Here is a 17,164-nt window from a genome sequence, read left to right on the forward strand (position 1 = left end):
AGTCATCAAATACCTTACATCGATAAATCTTCACGTAATATGTAAATGTTATAAGAAATTTCATCAAAGTGTGATGACCATCTTTGCAGTACTTTTTTAGCTTTTTTTGGGCTATCTAAATGTTTAGCTAGTAATTTACTAAACTTAATTTCTGGTGGCGCCATAGCTCCATAAGTCATGTAAGGAATAGCCAGACTCATTTCAAGTGTGCCATTGACTCTGTCATACCATAACCAATTATATGGCCAATTTTCTTTTTTAGCAGCATCACTGATGATTTTCTTATCTTTTTCTAAAGCTTCGCTGTGTCCTAACTTCAGCTGATAGGTATTAACACCGATATATTTATAAGTAACATCTGCTGGCCAATGACTGTTGTTTAGATCATTTTCAGCGCGGTGGTGTTCATAATGAGAAATATATTTGCTGACATTTTTACGCCAGTTTTCAGAGGCTTTCGCTTGAATGTTCCACTGACGGTAATCATCAAGCTCTGACCAAGTATTGCAACAAGACCGAACGATGTAAGCATCCATATTTGCCCCCATATCAGCTTGATAAACAGACCAGCTTCGTGGGTCTTTCATTAATTTTCGATAGGCAATGTGGTCTATAAACGCTTGTTCAAAATTAGCTATTTGTCCTGGTTTTGGTACAAATAACCACACATTAGCAATGTTTTTTACTGATTTTTCTTCTGCACTTACCGGTACTGACACCCAACCTAACATTAAGAACAAGGTTAATAGTACAAAATAAAATAATATTACTTTTAGATTTTTAGTCATGTTGGCTTCCTTTATATGATTGTTCATCCATGACAACCGCCAACAACTAAATGGAATATGGAAGAGTAATAATAATACAAAGTAGTCGTATTATTATTTGAGTTGGTTCATCAAAAGTGTAGGTGAAAAATTAAATAAAAGCCATTTATTGAGGCATGTTCATGCAATAATTTTGTGCTTTAATCGTTTGAGTTACTGTTACTTGGCTTGTCGGTAAAGCCAGAAAATTTTCTGCTATTTATTACTTCACCGTTTTATCCAAGCAAGCGTTAGGGATGCTTAATAAAAACTCATTTTATTATAATAAGTTAGCTATAAAGGCTATGGTAAAACTGTCGAATAAATATTGCCCTTTATTAAAACGCAAGGATATAATAAACAGAAATATAATAATAAAAGGATGTTCTGTGTATCCCCAAACAAAAAAAATACTGACCTTAGTTTTCATGTTTTTCAGTTACTGTTCCATGGCTATCGCGTTGGAAAATAAAAGTATAGAAAACAAACTAGCGGTAAAAAACCTCGATATTAATACACTCTTTGAGGAAGACGATTACCGTGATGTTAGTTTATCTCCTGATGGTAAACACCTTGCTTTGATCCAAGATCAAAAAGGGACGCCTGTTCTTATCATCGTTGCTGTTGAAACGATGAAAGCGATTAATCAAATTTCCTTTGCCAATAAAGACAGTGTCGGTCAATACCGATGGGCAAATAATGAAAGATTACTGGTTTTTCTTGCCAGTAAAAAAAGAAATCAAGAGAGGAAGGGCTACTATGGTGAAATTTATAGCATTAATATAGATGAAGATGAAGGTGACTTTATTTTTGGTGTCCGTTCACTTGTTCGTCGAGGAAAAATAAAAAAAGGCACTAAAGACCACGATTACGAAAAACATTTGGCGCATCCTGAAATAATCAGCATGTTAAAGGATGACCCTGAACATATCATTATTTCAACGTCACAATATAATGATAAAGGTATGTGGGTTTTTAAGTTAAATATATATGAGGGTCAAATAGAAACGTTAGCAAAAATAGATGATAGCAAGGCAAACCATCAAACGACTCAGCTAGATTACTTCGATGAAAGCCAAGAGTTATGGCTTAGCAGCAACACGGAAGATGATGATATTACTATCGCGCGTTATGATTTTGATGATGAGTCTTGGTTGTACTATAAACCTAAAAATGCAAGCTCTAGCTTATCTATTATCAGTACTTATAAAGATCAAAAGCAACTAGTGGTAAGTGATTATTGTGGTAACGATACTATTTCTATTTGTTTATTTAATCCAAAAACTGAGCAATTATCGACGTTATATACCGTGGATGGTTATGATACCAAATGGCTTTACTTAGATAATCAAGGTAGACCTTTTGCCGTCTCTTACTTTGACGAGTACCCGCAATATAAAATTTTAGATAAAAAGCATCCTATGGCTGAAAAACTTTCGGACTTCTTAGGACAATTTGCCGGTTATCACATTAACGTTAGCTGGGATAAGACATTTGAGACCAAAGCCTTAATCTCTCTTTCGAGCGACATTCAACCGACCTTATGGTATTTATTTGACCGTGAAACAAATAAGTTGAGTTACGTTGCACATAGTAAGAAGGGTATTGATACTAAAAAATTACATCCGCAATACTCGTTTAAATTTAACGCGAGAGATAACACCCCCATTCAAGGATATATAACCTTACCAACAAAAACGACGACTGCCGCAGTACCTGCTGTTGTTTTAGTTCATGGTGGCCCACATGCTCGTGATTATTGGGGATTTAATCCAGAAGTTCAATTATTAGCTTCGAGAGGCTATGCGGTGGTTCAGGTTAACTATCGTGGTTCAAAAGGTTTAGGTTGGAAATTTGAAGCCGCTGGTTTTGGCCAATGGGGAGATAAAATTCAGTATGACATTTTAGATGGCATCAATTATTTGGTCGACAAAAAATACATAGATAAAAGCCGTCTCTGCATCATGGGCGCAAGTTTTGGCGGTTATAGTGCTATTCAAAGCAGCATTATTGCACCTGATCTGTTTAAGTGTACTGTTGCTCGATCAGGGGTTTATGACTTGCCATTATTGGTTGATCACGAAGAGCCTGAGGTAGCGAAAATATTAATTAAAAGAGTCGGTCTAGAAAACATCCAAAAAGACCATTCACCCATTCATAAGATTAATTTATTAAAAGCGCCCGTTTTATTAGTACATGGCACCAAGGATGACAGAACACCTTTAGAGCAAGCAGAAGTATTACTTAAGCAATTAAAGAAGCATAACAAGTCGTACGAATGGTTTGAAATTGAAAATGAAGGGCATAATTTTTATAAGTCTGACAACCGAATTATATATCATGAAAAAGTTCTTCAATTTCTAAACAAACATAATCCGGTTACTTTATAATGGCTGCTCCCTTGTGCACAATGGTATAAGGGAGATTTACTGGCTAATTGCAGCCAAGATATTACCTAAGTCAGTAATCTAGTGTTTTTAAGTGGGATTTTTTTTGAACATCAATTTTATAAAAATTATTGCGAGTACTATTTTTGCCCTTTTAGCGTTTGCGGCAAACTCTGTGCTATGTAGGTTAGCATTAGGTGATAATGCCATTGACGCAAGCAGTTTTACGATTATACGGCTTCTTTCGGGCATTATTATATTAATTATTGTGCTGCAACTAACACGTAAATCAAATGAAATAAAACCTAAATCTAAAGGCAGTTGGTTGGCGGCAGGTATGCTCTTTATTTATGCTATCGCTTTTTCATTTGGCTATATCTCATTAGATACAGGAACAGGCGCACTGATTTTATTTGGCGCAGTACAAATAACGATGATTATGGCGAGTGTAATTTCAGGTAATAAACTTCATTTTACTGAATGGGTAGGACTCATTATTGCATTTTCTGGCTTTGTTTATTTAATCGTGCCAAGCCTAGTAACACCATCATTTAAAGGCTTTATACTTATGGCTGTTTCAGGTATTGCTTGGGGACTTTATACCCTTGCTGGCAGAACATCTAAAAATCCACTTAGTGATACCGCCTATAATTTTATGAGAACATCTCCTTTTATTTTAATACTGATAATTTTTGGACTTAATGATGCTCATATAACACCAATGGGGATATTACTTGCGGTATTGTCTGGTGGTATAGCTTCTGGCATAGGCTATTTTGTTTGGTATATAGCGCTGCGCGGACTCTCTGTTACACAAGCCGCTGTTGTGCAGTTGTTTGTACCTGTTATTGCTGCTGCAGGCGGAATAGTGTTTGCCAATGAACTGATTACATTACGTTTGGTTGAGTCATCCGCTTTAGTGCTTGGTGGTATTTTAACGGTGATCTTAGGTCGATACTATTTTGTTCAGTTAGCAGCAAAGAAGCCACCCATCACTTAATGCATGTTTTTAATCAGCACTCAGCTGACCATTATTGAAAAGTTAGCGTCTTAGCTTAACATTAATGCACATCGCCATTGATAATCGTTTAACCGCCTCATTCATACAACCGATAATCCCAAGGGTTAAGTGGGATTGATCCACATCACTGTGCAGCATCGCACGAAAGCTCAATAGTACCGAAATAGCCCAATAGTACAGTTATAGGGTTCGATCGTATGCGACATTCTTAAACTAAGTGACTACAATAATAGTAATTTTGTACTATTGTACCTTTTTGGTGATAGCGGTCCCGTCGAAAACAGCGCTAATTCTGATGGCGAACGCCTAGCTTAGTTTAATATTTTCCCTTAATGAGGAAAAATAAACCTAAGGTGCTAACCTATGAAGGTAGTAATAAATATTATTGCTCAAACTTTTGATTTTTTAGGCATAAGTTAACTATAAATAAACGCATCATTATATAATTATCAATAAGTTGTTCAAAGTTTATCTTAAGGTAGAAGTTTGCGCTGTTGAAAATAATTCAATCTGTTAATACAGAGATAATCAGAAATAAAAATCAGCTACTTTAATAAGTGGTGTACTTAATAAATAGATGAGTTGATAATTTTTTAGCTCAGTTTTGGAGAGAAAGTTATGATTGCATTCAAGTTAAATGGGAAAAATGTTTCCTCTACTGCAGAGGAAGACACGCCTTTATTATGGGTTATCCGTGATGAATTTGGCTTTAAAGGCACAAAATTTGGCTGTGGTATTGGAATGTGTGGTGCTTGTACTGTACATATCGATGGTGCGGCGATCAGAACCTGCTCTTTTCCATTAATAGCCGCCGCAAATAAAAATATCACCACGATTGAAGGTTTAGACAACAATCATCCATTGCAGCAAACCTGGATCGATGAACAAGTACCTCAGTGCGGCTACTGTCAATCTGGACAAATTATGCAGGCCGCAACTTTGCTAGCCAGTAATACTTCGCCAAGTGACCAAGAAATTGTTGATCATATGAGCGGAAATTTATGTCGTTGTATGGCCTATATCCGTATTCAAAGCGCCATTAAAAGTGCAGCAGATGTTATGTCAGCCGATGTACAAACGTTTGATCCACGCTCTTCAACCCAACAATCATAAAGGCGTATGACAATGCAAAATATTAAAGATGCAAAAAACAATGTCAGCTTATCTCGCCGTCGTTTTTTAGTTGGTACGGTCAGTAGTACATTATTAATGGCTTTCGCCCCCCTAGCTAGCGCCGCGAATATCGGGCAAAGCCCACAAGAAACCCTGAAAAATAAATTGTTTTCGCCAACTGTATGGTTTGAAATTAACCCACAGGGCGATGTGAACATTAATATTGCTAAGGCAGAAATGGGGCAGCATATTGGTACGGCACTCGCACGTGTTGTGGCGGATGAGTTAGGCGCAGATTGGTCTAAAGTCTCTATTACTCATGTAGACACTGACCCTAAATGGGGTTATATGGTCACGGGCGGCTCTTGGTCAGTATTTCAAACGTTTAAGCCACTTTCTCAGGCTGGGGCAGCCGGTCGTATTGCGCTAATAGAAGCCGCGGCAAAAATATTGAATTGCCCAGCAGAGCAATGTCGTGTTGAAAATGGTGCAGTAATTTATCAAGAACAATCGTTAAGTTTTGGTGAAATTGTCACTCAGGGCACCTTTAATCGTGTCTTTACACCAAAAGAGATTGATGCCTTACCCTTAAAACCAGCCAGTAAAAGAACATTAGTTGGCAAGCCTAGTTTAGCCCTCGATATTCCCGATAAAACCAATGGCTCGGCGGTTTATGGTATTGATGTTGAGTTGGAAGGGATGGTTTATGCTCGACCTATTGTTCCACCAACACGTTATGGCACTAAGGTCACCAATGTTGATGATAGTGCGGCTAAAAAGGTTAAAGGTTATTTTGGCTATCATATTTTGCAAGACCCAAGTGAAAACATTCAGGGCTGGGTGAGTGTCGAGGCTGATACTTATTACGGCGCGATTAAAGCCGGCGATGCGTTAAAAGTAAGCTATCAAGCGGGTAAAACAGCCAAAGTTAGCGAGCAAGATATTATTAAAGAAGGTGAGCGTTTAGTTGCTGATGAAAACGAAGGTGGGTTGTTTATTAATGACGGCGACTTTTCAGCGGCGAGTGCTAAAGCAGATAAATCTATTAATGCTGTTTACCGCACCCATACCGCGTTGCATTTTGCTTTGGAGCCAGTTAACGCAACGGTAGAAGAAAAAAATGGTCTGTGGCATGTTTATACCGGTAATCAATGGCAGTCGTTAACTTTGCCAGCGATCGCTAAAGCGCTACAAGTTTCAGATGAAAATGTTGTTATGCATCAGCAATACTTAGGCGGTGGCTTTGGTCGTCGTTTATTTGGCGATTATGCGATTCCAGCTGTATTAACGGCTAAAGCCATTGGCAAACCGGTAAAAATGGTCTTTACCCGAGAAGATGACTCTAGATTTGACCAACCAAGATCGCCTTCGGTTGTTTCGTTTCAAGCGTTATTTGATCAAAAAAATAAATTTACTGGCATGCAACACGCACTTGCTGCAGGTTGGCCAACCTTATCAATGGCGCCAGGGTTTATGCCTGAAAGTCTAGATAAAAAAATTCGTGTCGATATGTTTTCCACCAGTGGTGCAGATCATTGGTACAGCATGGAAAACCATCGTGTGCGCGTGGCTAACAATAGCCTAGCACAACAAACTATGTTGCCTGGTTGGTTAAGATCCGTAGGGCAGGGTTGGATTGTTTGGGGATTAGAATCATTTATTGATGAAATAGCGCATCAAAGTAAAATGGACCCTATTGATTTTCGTTTATCCATGCTTGATGGTTTAGGAAAGCAAGCGGGTAAAGCACCAGAAAGTGTTGGTGGTGCTAAGCGTTTAGCTCACGTATTAACTAGGCTAAAAGAAAAGACCGCCAATGTTAAGTTAGGAAAAAACGAAGCGATTGGTGTTGCGATAAGTGCGGGACAAGAACGTACCATGCCGGCTTGGATGGCTTGTGCCGCTCAAGTACATGTCGAACCTAGCTCTGGCAAAATCACGGTTAAGAAACTGACTATGATTGCTGATGCCGGCGTTATTATTCATCCTGATGGCGCTTTAGCTCAAGTACAAGGGTCAATGCTATGGGGAACAAGCTTAGCATTACACGAACAAAGTCCGATAGAAAATGGTCAAGTAAGTAATCTTAACTTAAACACTTACACTCCATTAAGAATGAATGATGTACCTGAGCTTGATATTGAATTTGTTGAAAGCGAAGAGTTTCCTGTTGGCTTAGGTGAGCCTGGTGTTGTGTCAATAGCGCCCGCTATCGCCAATGCTATTTTTCAGATAACAGGAGTTAGAGTACGAGATTTACCTATTAAGTCAGCGGCGTTAGTAAGTACATAAAATATTATTAGTTTTTTGTATCGCTAATATGGCCAATAAGAAAGATGGCTATAGGTAATAATAACAAAGCCTTTTGTGTCGATAATACGTCATTAAAGGCTTTTTTTATAAGTCAGTAAAAGATAAGGTAGTACTCAATTGTCTTATTAAATTGGCTAACTAAAAAATAAATATTATAGCCGACAAGTTCAGTGGCCTTTAATGGCCTGATTAATATTAATAGGGAGAAAAAATGTTTAGTCATATAATGATCGGCGCAAATGATGTCGCACAATCAAAGGTTTTTTATGATGCCATTCTTGGTGCCATGGGCCACGAGCCTGGTGTAATTGACGCCAAAGGTCGTTGTTTTTATTTTACCAAAAACGGAGTTTTTGCGCTAAGTAAGCCGATAGATGGTAAGCCTGCTAGTCATGGTAATGGCTCTACTATTGGTTTCGCAGCTGATAGTACCGCTATTGCTGATGCATGGCACGCAGCGGGTGTTGCTAATGGTGGTCGTGCGTGTGAAGACCTTCCAGGTGTAAGAGATGGAACGATAGGTAAGATTTATCTTGCTTATTTACGTGATCCCTCAGATAACAAAATTTGTGCGCTTCATCGAATCGTTTAAAAATAATTGTTAATTTTTACTACCATAATAATTTACAAAAGTAAGGGCGAAACCGCTTTAAATATGTCCGAAGTAGTGGCTTTTAGACATCTTACAGTCAGTATTATTTGCCTTTAGTTTAGTGTTTTTTGGAGAACTATCTTGGCGACTAAGCAAGAAGTAACAGACTTTATGAGAACAGAGTTTCCACAGGCCAAATGCATTGTTGAAGCTGTTGGAGAACAATCAGCAATAATAAGGCATACCGTAGGTTTTGATGAATTAAGGCCAGGTGGAACTGTATCTGGCCCCGTGTTAATGACCGTTGCCGATTGTGCTCTATATGTGGCTATTCTTGGTGAAATAGGCATCGTTTCTCTTGCTGTGACCACCAGCCTAACCATTAACTTTCTGAGAAAACCCTCTTCAAGCAAAGATATTATTGGTAAATGTACCTTACTAAAAATAGGGAAGTCACTCATTGTTGGAGAGGTATCCTTATACTCCGAAGGTGATGTAAACCCTGTTGCACATGTTGTTGGAACTTATTCAATACCTAAAGCAAGATAAATTAAATAAGTCTATAAAGAAGCAGGGATAATTATCGTTCGAGCCTCATTTTGTATTACACTATTATCAACAATGACGTGTTACTTGACCTTCTGTTATGTCTTTAGGAACTTATGAAAAAAAATTCTATCCCACAGTTTATCGGTGTCATCATTAGTTTTGTTGCTATTTGGTTAGTTAATGATTTCTTTTTGGTTGATCAATGCTTAGATAATGGTGGTAGCTTCAATTACAGCAAAGGTGAATGTGTATTAGTTAATGGTGAAATACAAGCATCTGATTTAGGGAAGTACTTAATCGCCATCTATTTTTTTATGGGCTTATTAATTGCGTTGTCGGTTTCAATGCTCATTCAAAAAATATGTAAAACTGGGCAAGAATAAACACTATCGACTGCTAATTTAATCGGCTATTAATTACTCTACCATTGGCGTTGGTACTATACATGCTCAGCTGAACGCTAAAATAAAGGTAACATATTATACGATTACAATTACAAGTCGCTACGTTAAGTGGTGTATTTATTGAATATTGAATATTGAATATGGGATCTTGAATCTATATACCCACTGTTTATTCACTATTTATTCGCTATAGCGTTAATGTTTTCATCAAATGAATGTCTTCTTGATAAAAAGCAGTCTAAAATCCTAGCCCATCAGTTTTTCTTGCAAAATTATGGCTAAATAATTACTGCTATTATTAATTGCAACGATATAGTAAGCCATTTAATTGTTATAGCCTTAGTGAAATGTACCGCTTGGCATTTAACTCTAACATGAGTTGTTAACACGATTTTTCCGCAAAAGTGAAGTTAAAATCAGGTCAAATAAACAGGAACTTATAAAGTTGAACAACGAAGAAATTAATTGGACCATTTGTCAGCAGTGCCAAGGGCTTGGTCAAAAAAATAAAAGACCACGCAAAAAAATGCGACTTCAGTATCAGCGTCAGTTGGATGAATTTGAACAAAAACAAAGCGAAGGTACACCTCCAGTTCGTCCTAAGGGACATTTATTTGATTGTTTAAATTGCAATGGAACTGGCCTTGTTCAGGCGAAAGATATTACCACCGCAGATAAAGAAAACTACCCACATATTGCTATTATCGGCGGCGGTATCGGCGGTGTTGCGCTAGCAGTTGCTTGTTTACACCGCGGTATTCCTTTTACACTTTATGAAAGAGACAGTGGCTTTGATACTCGCTCTCAGGGTTACGGACTGACATTACAACAAGCCAGTAGAGCGATAGCAGGGCTTGGCATTTCTGTGTTAACCCAAGGCGTTATTTCAACTAGGCATGTTGTTCATACCACCACGGGTAAAGTTATTGGTGAATGGGGGATCAGAAAGTGGCACCCCTCTGCGGTGAAATCGTCGGTTAAACGAACCAATGTTCATATCGCTCGCCAATCTTTGCGTTTAGCTTTACTTAAGCAACTCGTTGGTGACAACCAAGTAAAATGGTGTCACCAATTAGTAGATTATAAGGAGTCGCTGGCGGGAGGTGTTGATTTGAGTTTTCAGGTCGAAGGTGAATTGAAAAGCGCCAAGGCCGATCTTGTTGTTGGCGCCGATGGTATTCGCAGTTCAGTGCGAAAATTGCTGATAGCTGATGATAAAACACCTCTACGTTACTTAGACTGTATTGTTATTTTGGGTATTTGTCCTTTGGCGGCACTCGAAGGACTTAAAAGTTCACTGCTGGACTCAGCGACTGTTTTTCAAACGGCGAATGGTAATGAACGTATTTATATGATGCCTTATGCGTCTGACTCTGTGATGTGGCAGCTGAGTTTTCCGATGCCTGAAGCGGAAGCTAAGGCATTAAGCGCTAAAGGTCCTCAGGCATTAAAAGACGAAGCGTGTCGAAGAACTCAGTGGCATGACCCTATACCGCAAGTTTTAGCTGCTACCTTGGTGGCTCAAGTTTCTGGTTATCCCGTGTATGACCGGCCATTACTCGAAGCAGAATTATTGCAGCAAGGACAACAATCGACGCTCATTGGTGATGCGGCTCACCCGATGAGCCCATTCAAAGGACAGGGAGCAAATCAAGCGCTTCTCGATGCGTTGTCGCTTGCACGAGGCATATCGATAGGATGTCGGCCATTATCTCAATGGCGAGATGCTGGCATAAGGGAAAGTGTACTCAATGAGTTTGAAGAAGAAATGCTAGCGCGCAGTGCCTCTAAAGTGAAAGATTCTGCAGAAGCGGCAAAGTTTCTACATACCGACACTGTACTTCATGAAGGTGATGAACCCAGGGGCCGTTGCCTTCAAAGAGATGGCTTGTAAGTAAACCTTGACTGAGCAGGCTTGTTTTTTCCGTTATATTTATAGAGAGTTTTTATGATCTGTTGGCCATGTGTTTTAAAGTTAGAAGGCGAAGATGAGCTTACATATTTAGCCTCTGCGCTAGATTTTATTTCAGAATGTCAGGATTTAATTCTTAGCGATGAGGATTATGTTATAGATTCTATGGGTGTTTGCTATTTAATAGAATGTGTATCACAACAACGAGTGCTAGTTAAAACAGGGCGAACAGTCATTATAGCGGAAGTTTTAGATTTGATCCGTGCTCATGAGTTTAGTAAGGCGGAGCTTTGTCTCACTAAAATATATTTTTTAACAGTAGCAGATGCTATTAATTCACTACGCTATTAAATCAAAGTGAACAGCTAATGAGTGGTACAACTGCAGAAAGCCTATCTATTAGGGTTAATTAGCGATTATGTTTTATATAAAACATAATAAATGCCTATCATTACGCGCTATCATTTATTTAATAGCATCATCATTTTGTTAATTAACTCATGATATCAAACACGTAAAATTATTTTATAAATACGCCTTTTATAAAACTTTATACACAGCCATAACTTTATTTCTTTTCTCTCATTAATGTCTACGCATAAATTGCTTTAGCGATATTTACCAACTATATTTGTTTTATGTTTACGTTATATTAACCTTTAATTTACTTTTTTGTATGGATAACATACAGCTCATGATACCCATATAAACAAGTAAACAAAAAGTTATGCGAATATTTCATTATTTGAAATTTGAAAACTTAAGCATTTACAGCTTTAAATAAAATGAAATAATCTTTTAACCAGCGTTCGAAAAAGTAGATTAGTTTGGGTGTACCTGGTTAATTTATTGGCTGTCTTTTAACTTTTATTTATAAGTTATTAAAATAAGTAACTGAATATTATTGTAATTATTAATAGATAAGGGATTTCTATGAGATATTTAACGATAGCATTAATTTTACCTATAATGGCATTTGCTAAACAAATTCCATTCAATGAAGCAATGACTGCGGAAATTTCTTCAGCAATTGTTAGCCAAAACTTACCAACGACGCACAAGTCATCAACAAAAATGTCTACTTTAGCCCCTCCTAGCGGTGGTGATCCCGGAGACGAACCTGGTGGGGATGCTTATGGTATTGCCAATGAAGATATCTTAGCGCGTATGTCTGTAAAAGATTCTGTTACGCCTTATACAACCGACTTACTCGGCGAGCATATTGACCTTAACTCTGGCACGATTGGATTTAGCCATACTGATTTGGTGGCTAAAGGGATTGGCCCCGACATTGTCATAGCTCGAAAGTTCTACCCTGAAGCTGCCGGTTTAACTGCTTATAATTCAGCTTTTTTTGATGATTGGTTACTTGAAATCCCCGCGATTCATACCACACTACTTTTTAATGGTTCCCGGTATTCAGGTTCATGGGGAATAGGCAAAGAATGCTCTGGTTCCTTAAATCCTGGCGGGATTTCTGATCATGGTAACGTGTTTGAATCTCATGAATACTGGAACGGTGACTCTCTTATTTTACCGGGTCGGCAAGAGAAGTTAGTTGAAAAAAACGGTAGAAAAACAAAATCTAATTGGAAGTTCGATTGTTTTACTCGTTCAGGTGGCAATGGCGAAGGCTTTATCGGTCACTCACCCGATGGGCTTAAGTACACTTTCGACAAAATGAGATTAATATCCTCTAAGGGTATTTATCGAGATTATAAAGTTACTTCTCGGTATCAAGCCTTTATGTTGGCTTCAAAAGTAGAAGATCGTTTCGGTAATTGGATTCAGTATAATTATTCTGGTAACAAGCTAACTTCAATAACGTCCAGTGATGGCAGAACAGTTCTTATGACTTATGGAACGGGATCACATCTAAATCATATTACTAAAGTTTCTTATAACGGACGTCATTGGACATATTCATATGGGAGTACTGAAGGTTTAGATTCTGTCACCCGACCTGATGGTAAAAACTGGGTTTTTGATTTAAGCCCATATAGAAATGCTAAACCAACTGTTGGTACCAGGAACGGTGACAAAATGGATGATTGTGCATACACCATAAATTATACACCAAAAAACAGTACTGCAAGTATCACACACCCTGATGGTGTAACTGGCACATTTCAATTTGAAGGAAAAGTTCAAGGAAGAAGTAACACGCTTGAAACCACTACTAGTAATAACGGTCCCTATATACAACCACAATGCTACGCAACCATGTCTATTATTGAAAAAGTGTTAGACGGACCGGGAATGTCCAAGATGACATGGAATTATGATTACTCAGAAAACACAGGTTTTGCCGCTAATGAAAATATCCAAAGTAGTATGTTATTAAAGGGTACATTACCGAGCAATATCAATAATAAAGATTATAAATGGACACAAGTAATAGCTCCAGATAACAGTAGAACAAAATACTATCATAACCGTGATTACTCCAGTTACTTAGACGGTAGCTTAGCCGCTGTAGAAGAATTTGATACAAACGGCGCGATGCTGCTCCAAACAAAGAAAACATTTACTCGTCAAAATATCGGTAATGTGGGATTTGAGTTAAGCAGTGGTGTTGCTCATTCAAACAGAGCGTTAATTGCTTCTGAAGTAAAAGAATACTATAGAGTAGGTGGTAAAGATGTTTTTACTCACCTAACCACCTCATATGATATTTATGGTAACCCAACGCAGGCACACCAATACAATGATGCTAATGGTAACAAACATAAATATATTCAAACCACCTATAATAATGATCCAACATACTGGCTAATTGGTCGGCCATATCAAACAAAGGTCTTTAACGGTACTATTTATGAAGAAGTAGCAAAAACGACTTATCACTCTGCTGCGGGGATCTACAAATCACAACCCGCTAACCAATACTCTTTTGGTCGTTGGCATACCAATTACACCTATTTATCAAATGGATTACCTAATAAAATAACAAGAAATGCCAATAATCAGTGGGTAAAATATTCAAATTATTATCGTGGAATTCCTAGAACTATTCAGACGCCTAAGAGCCGCAGTACAGTTTCTCAATATGGTTATCGAATAGTCAATGCCAATGCTCAGGTTACTCGAGTAACGGATTTTGAAGGTAACTGTGAAAACTACAGCTATAACACTTTAGGGCGGTTAACCTTAATAGACCCTTGTGACGAAGAATGGTCCAATACCAACATTTCATATTCACAGTCATCAGGTGGTATTGGCGTTCCAGGAACAGTTTCAGGTATGACGGTTCAAACGGTTAGTCAAGGTGACTACCGTAAACAGACTTTTTATGATGGACTATTGAGGCCATTGGCCGTAAAAGAGTGGGATAACGGCGATAGTAGTAATACAACAAGGTATGTAAGAACAAACTTTAACTACTTAAATAAACCAACTTTTCAAAGTCAGCAGACAAGTTCTGCGTCTACTTATTATGGTGTTAATTACAGCTATGATGGATTAGGGCGTCCAAAGGCGGTTAATAACAATGCCATTTCAGGTCAAATATCTTATCGATATTTGGTTAATGACAAAGTAGAAGTTAATGATAATAAGGGCAATGTTACCACAACCACTTATTTGTCGTATGCATCCCCAAGTCAATCAATGCCTATACTAATTAACTCACCCGCTGATGTTAGTACAAGTATGGCCTACAATATCTACGGTAATGTTAGCAGCGTTAGCCAAGGCGGAGAGCATGAATACCGCGTTTATGATGATTATCAAAAGCTTTGTAAAGTTGTTAGAGAGGATGTCGGCCCGAGAGCTTATTCATTTGATAGTGTCGGACAGTTAAGCTGGAAAGCTTATGGAACGTCAATTAACACTAGTACCACCTCGTGCGATAGTTTAGTAAGTAGTTCAAATAAAACGAATTACTTCTATGGATACAGAGGAAATACTATTTCTGAGACATATGAAGATGATAGAGCAAACAAAAGCTTTTATTATGATAGAAATGGTCAGTTAATTACCCTTAATACCGGAAGTGTTGCTAGTCATTATTCATACAATAGTCTAGGGGGATTGGCCTCTGAAAGCTTATCTATAGACGGGAATACCTTCACCTTAACTTATCAAACGGATAATTTAGGTAATAAAAGTTCAATCACTTATCCCAGCGGGCAAGTGATGAATGTCAAGCATAATGCGTTAAGTCAACAATTGCGAGTGGGTAATTACGCAACAAATGCTAAGTATCATGCATTAGGTGCTATTAAGTCTCATAATTATAGCAATGGTTTTGTGTATTCTGCTACGCTAAACAGTGCTGGCTTACTTGCTTCAACCTATGATGTAAGAAGTGGTACTTATGCGATAAAACAAGCCATGACCTACGACTCAAATAATAATTTGACGTTCTGGGATGACCAAAAAAATAATGCCTATGACTTAAAAGCAACTTATGACGGGCTTGATAGGTTAAACCTGATCACCGATAGTTACTCGGGTACAGGAGATGTTAATTACGACACCAAAGGTAATATTACCTACTATAAAATAGGTTCTAAATCGATTGGGTATGCTTATGACAGCTTAAACCGTTTAAATTACACCACAGGAAGTAAATCATATAACTTTCTTTACGACAGTAGAGGGAATGTCACTTCAAATGGTTATGATAGCTTTTCGTATAATGTTGCTGGTCAAATGGACGAAGCAAGTGGCAATACTTATGTTTATGATGGTCATAACCGAAGAGTGAAAACAAACGATGGTTCAGGCTTAAGTTATTCGATGTACAGCTTATCTGGTCAGCTAATGTTTAGAAAAGTTGGTGGTGTTAACAAAGATTACTACCGTTTAGGTGGTAAATTAGTCGCTACAAAAAATGCTAGTGTAGAATTCATTCATACTGATTATTTAGGCAGTCCCGCTGCATTTAGTAACTTAGCGGGAGTGATTATAAAAACTCTACACTATCAACCTTTTGGTGAAACGATTGAAACACAAAGTGACGATGTAGGTTATACCGGACATAAGTTCGATACAGATATTGGCCTAAGTTATATGCAGGCACGATACTATGATCCAGTTATAGGGCGGTTTTATTCGAATGATCCGGTTGGTGTACGTGATATACATAGCTCTAACCGTTATGCTTATGCGAATAACAATCCGTATAAGTATATAGATCCTAATGGAATGCATAGCGCTGTCGCCCATGATAAATTAATATCCAATGCTTTAGGGAGTAGAATAAGTAAGCTAGATGTAAAAATAATACAAACGTCGAGTCGAGATTTTGACAAAAGAACTCAATCAGCAGCTGAATCATTTAAACATTCTATGGCTTCAAGTGCCCAAACTCCCGCAGAGGCAAAATCAGCCACTAATAAATTTGTAACAAACAAATTAGCTGATGCTAGAGATCTTCATCACAATGGAGATAGGGATGGAGCACTTAAGTTATTTGGGGAGGCTATGCACCCTGAAATGGATTCCTCTAGTAAGATGCATACAGATGCAAGAGGAATGCCTAAAGTTTGGACACCTTTGAATCCTATTGGGCATAGTCCAACAGATTGGATCGGTAATGAAACTTCAAATGAATTGACAAAAGAAATAATGGACTCGCAAAAAGAAATGATAAACGAAGCATATGACTCAGTATTTGGGCAGGAAGAATAATATGAAAAGTTTAACATTAAACTATAGGTCTTTTTTTTCAGCTTTACTAATTTATATCATTAGTTATATATGTACTTTCGTAGTGTTTACCGATGCTGATTGGGAGGTGTTTTTTAGCTATGTTGTGTGGAGTTGGTCGGGCGGAGGAGAAATCCCAATATTTATAAATATGATATCAATTGGAGTAACTATTTTACTAATATTTTTGGTGTTTATATTGAAATCTTTTAATAAAAAAAGTAACTAACTAGTCTTTAATTATATTCAAATTCTAAGGGAATGAGGGTTTACTTCGCACTCGCGGGTCTTTTTATTGTGTAAAATTAAAGTAATTAGGATTAGGTTGGTGTTTATTTACGTACATTTTTAAGCTGATAACTTTGATAGGAAGATTTACAAAGGACATTATCGTTCGGTTAAGACTCTGCTG

The 17,164-nt window shown here is 37.7% G+C and carries 11 protein-coding genes; 10 read left to right on the top strand and 1 reads right to left on the bottom strand.

The genetic code is table 11. The annotated features are described in order from the left end of the window. Positions 1 to 14: 14 nt before the first annotated feature. Positions 15 to 788 carry a hypothetical protein gene (locus H4J62_RS10980; protein WP_182215924.1) on the bottom strand — a complete coding sequence of 258 codons (774 nt, stop codon included), beginning with the start codon at positions 786 to 788 and terminating at the stop codon, positions 15 to 17. A 407-nt stretch (positions 789 to 1,195) separates the two neighbouring features. On the opposite strand from H4J62_RS10980, the gene H4J62_RS20655 reads away from it, so the two are divergent. The 10 genes from H4J62_RS20655 to H4J62_RS11030 all read left to right on the top strand — a co-directional run bounded on the left by H4J62_RS20655 (position 1,196) and on the right by H4J62_RS11030 (position 16,734). Then, positions 1,196 to 3,196, top strand: a complete 2,001-nt coding sequence (locus H4J62_RS20655; protein WP_182215926.1) for an alpha/beta fold hydrolase — start codon at positions 1,196 to 1,198, stop codon at positions 3,194 to 3,196. 103 nt (positions 3,197 to 3,299) lie between these two features. Then, complete coding sequence (locus H4J62_RS10990; protein ID WP_182215928.1) at positions 3,300 to 4,193, top strand: DMT family transporter; 894 nt, start codon at positions 3,300 to 3,302, stop codon at positions 4,191 to 4,193. Positions 4,194 to 4,832: 639 nt separating this feature from the next. Next, on the top strand, positions 4,833 to 5,327 hold the full coding sequence (locus tag H4J62_RS10995; protein ID WP_070376774.1) for a (2Fe-2S)-binding protein: 495 nt from the start codon (positions 4,833 to 4,835) through the stop codon (positions 5,325 to 5,327). A gap of 6 nt (positions 5,328 to 5,333) precedes the next feature. Next, positions 5,334 to 7,619: a xanthine dehydrogenase family protein molybdopterin-binding subunit gene (locus tag H4J62_RS11000; protein WP_182215930.1), complete on the top strand. Its 2,286-nt coding sequence runs from the start codon at positions 5,334 to 5,336 to the stop codon at positions 7,617 to 7,619. A 232-nt stretch (positions 7,620 to 7,851) separates the two neighbouring features. Continuing rightward, positions 7,852 to 8,232, top strand: a complete 381-nt coding sequence (locus H4J62_RS11005) for a VOC family protein (protein ID WP_182215932.1) — start codon at positions 7,852 to 7,854, stop codon at positions 8,230 to 8,232. A 138-nt stretch (positions 8,233 to 8,370) separates the two neighbouring features. Further along, positions 8,371 to 8,781, top strand: a complete 411-nt coding sequence (locus H4J62_RS11010; RefSeq protein ID WP_182215989.1) for a PaaI family thioesterase — start codon at positions 8,371 to 8,373, stop codon at positions 8,779 to 8,781. Positions 8,782 to 8,894: 113 nt separating this feature from the next. Beyond that, entirely contained in the window at positions 8,895 to 9,164 is a 270-nt protein-coding gene (locus H4J62_RS11015) for a hypothetical protein (protein WP_182215934.1), read from the top strand. A gap of 466 nt (positions 9,165 to 9,630) precedes the next feature. Beyond that, the gene (locus H4J62_RS11020; protein WP_220466026.1) at positions 9,631 to 11,079 is read left to right on the top strand and encodes an NAD(P)/FAD-dependent oxidoreductase; all 1,449 of its coding nucleotides are present in this window, start codon (positions 9,631 to 9,633) and stop codon (positions 11,077 to 11,079) included. 54 nt (positions 11,080 to 11,133) lie between these two features. Continuing rightward, positions 11,134 to 11,448 carry a DUF4144 family protein gene (locus H4J62_RS11025; protein ID WP_182215936.1) on the top strand — a complete coding sequence of 105 codons (315 nt, stop codon included), beginning with the start codon at positions 11,134 to 11,136 and terminating at the stop codon, positions 11,446 to 11,448. Between the two features lie 582 nt (positions 11,449 to 12,030). After that, positions 12,031 to 16,734, top strand: coding sequence for an RHS repeat domain-containing protein (locus H4J62_RS11030; RefSeq protein ID WP_182215937.1), 4,704 nt, complete (start codon positions 12,031 to 12,033; stop codon positions 16,732 to 16,734). Positions 16,735 to 17,164 lie beyond the last annotated feature (430 nt).

Origin of the sequence: Colwellia sp. BRX8-5, assembly GCF_014077325.1 — a bacterium.
Classification (GTDB): Bacteria; Pseudomonadota; Gammaproteobacteria; order Enterobacterales; family Alteromonadaceae; genus Colwellia_A.

Bases quoted from the DNA above. Each gene is read 5' to 3' on its own strand.
- H4J62_RS10980 (WP_182215924.1), bottom strand. From the start codon at position 788: ATGACTAAAAATCTAAAAGTAATATTATTTTATTTTGTACTATTAACC.
- H4J62_RS10995 (WP_070376774.1), top strand. From the start codon at position 4,833: ATGATTGCATTCAAGTTAAATGGGAAAAATGTTTCCTCTACTGCAGAG.
- H4J62_RS11000 (WP_182215930.1), top strand. From the start codon at position 5,334: ATGACAATGCAAAATATTAAAGATGCAAAAAACAATGTCAGCTTATCT.
- H4J62_RS11005 (WP_182215932.1), top strand. From the start codon at position 7,852: ATGTTTAGTCATATAATGATCGGCGCAAATGATGTCGCACAATCAAAG.
- H4J62_RS11015 (WP_182215934.1), top strand. From the start codon at position 8,895: ATGAAAAAAAATTCTATCCCACAGTTTATCGGTGTCATCATTAGTTTT.
- H4J62_RS11025 (WP_182215936.1), top strand. From the start codon at position 11,134: ATGATCTGTTGGCCATGTGTTTTAAAGTTAGAAGGCGAAGATGAGCTT.
- H4J62_RS11030 (WP_182215937.1), top strand. From the start codon at position 12,031: ATGAGATATTTAACGATAGCATTAATTTTACCTATAATGGCATTTGCT.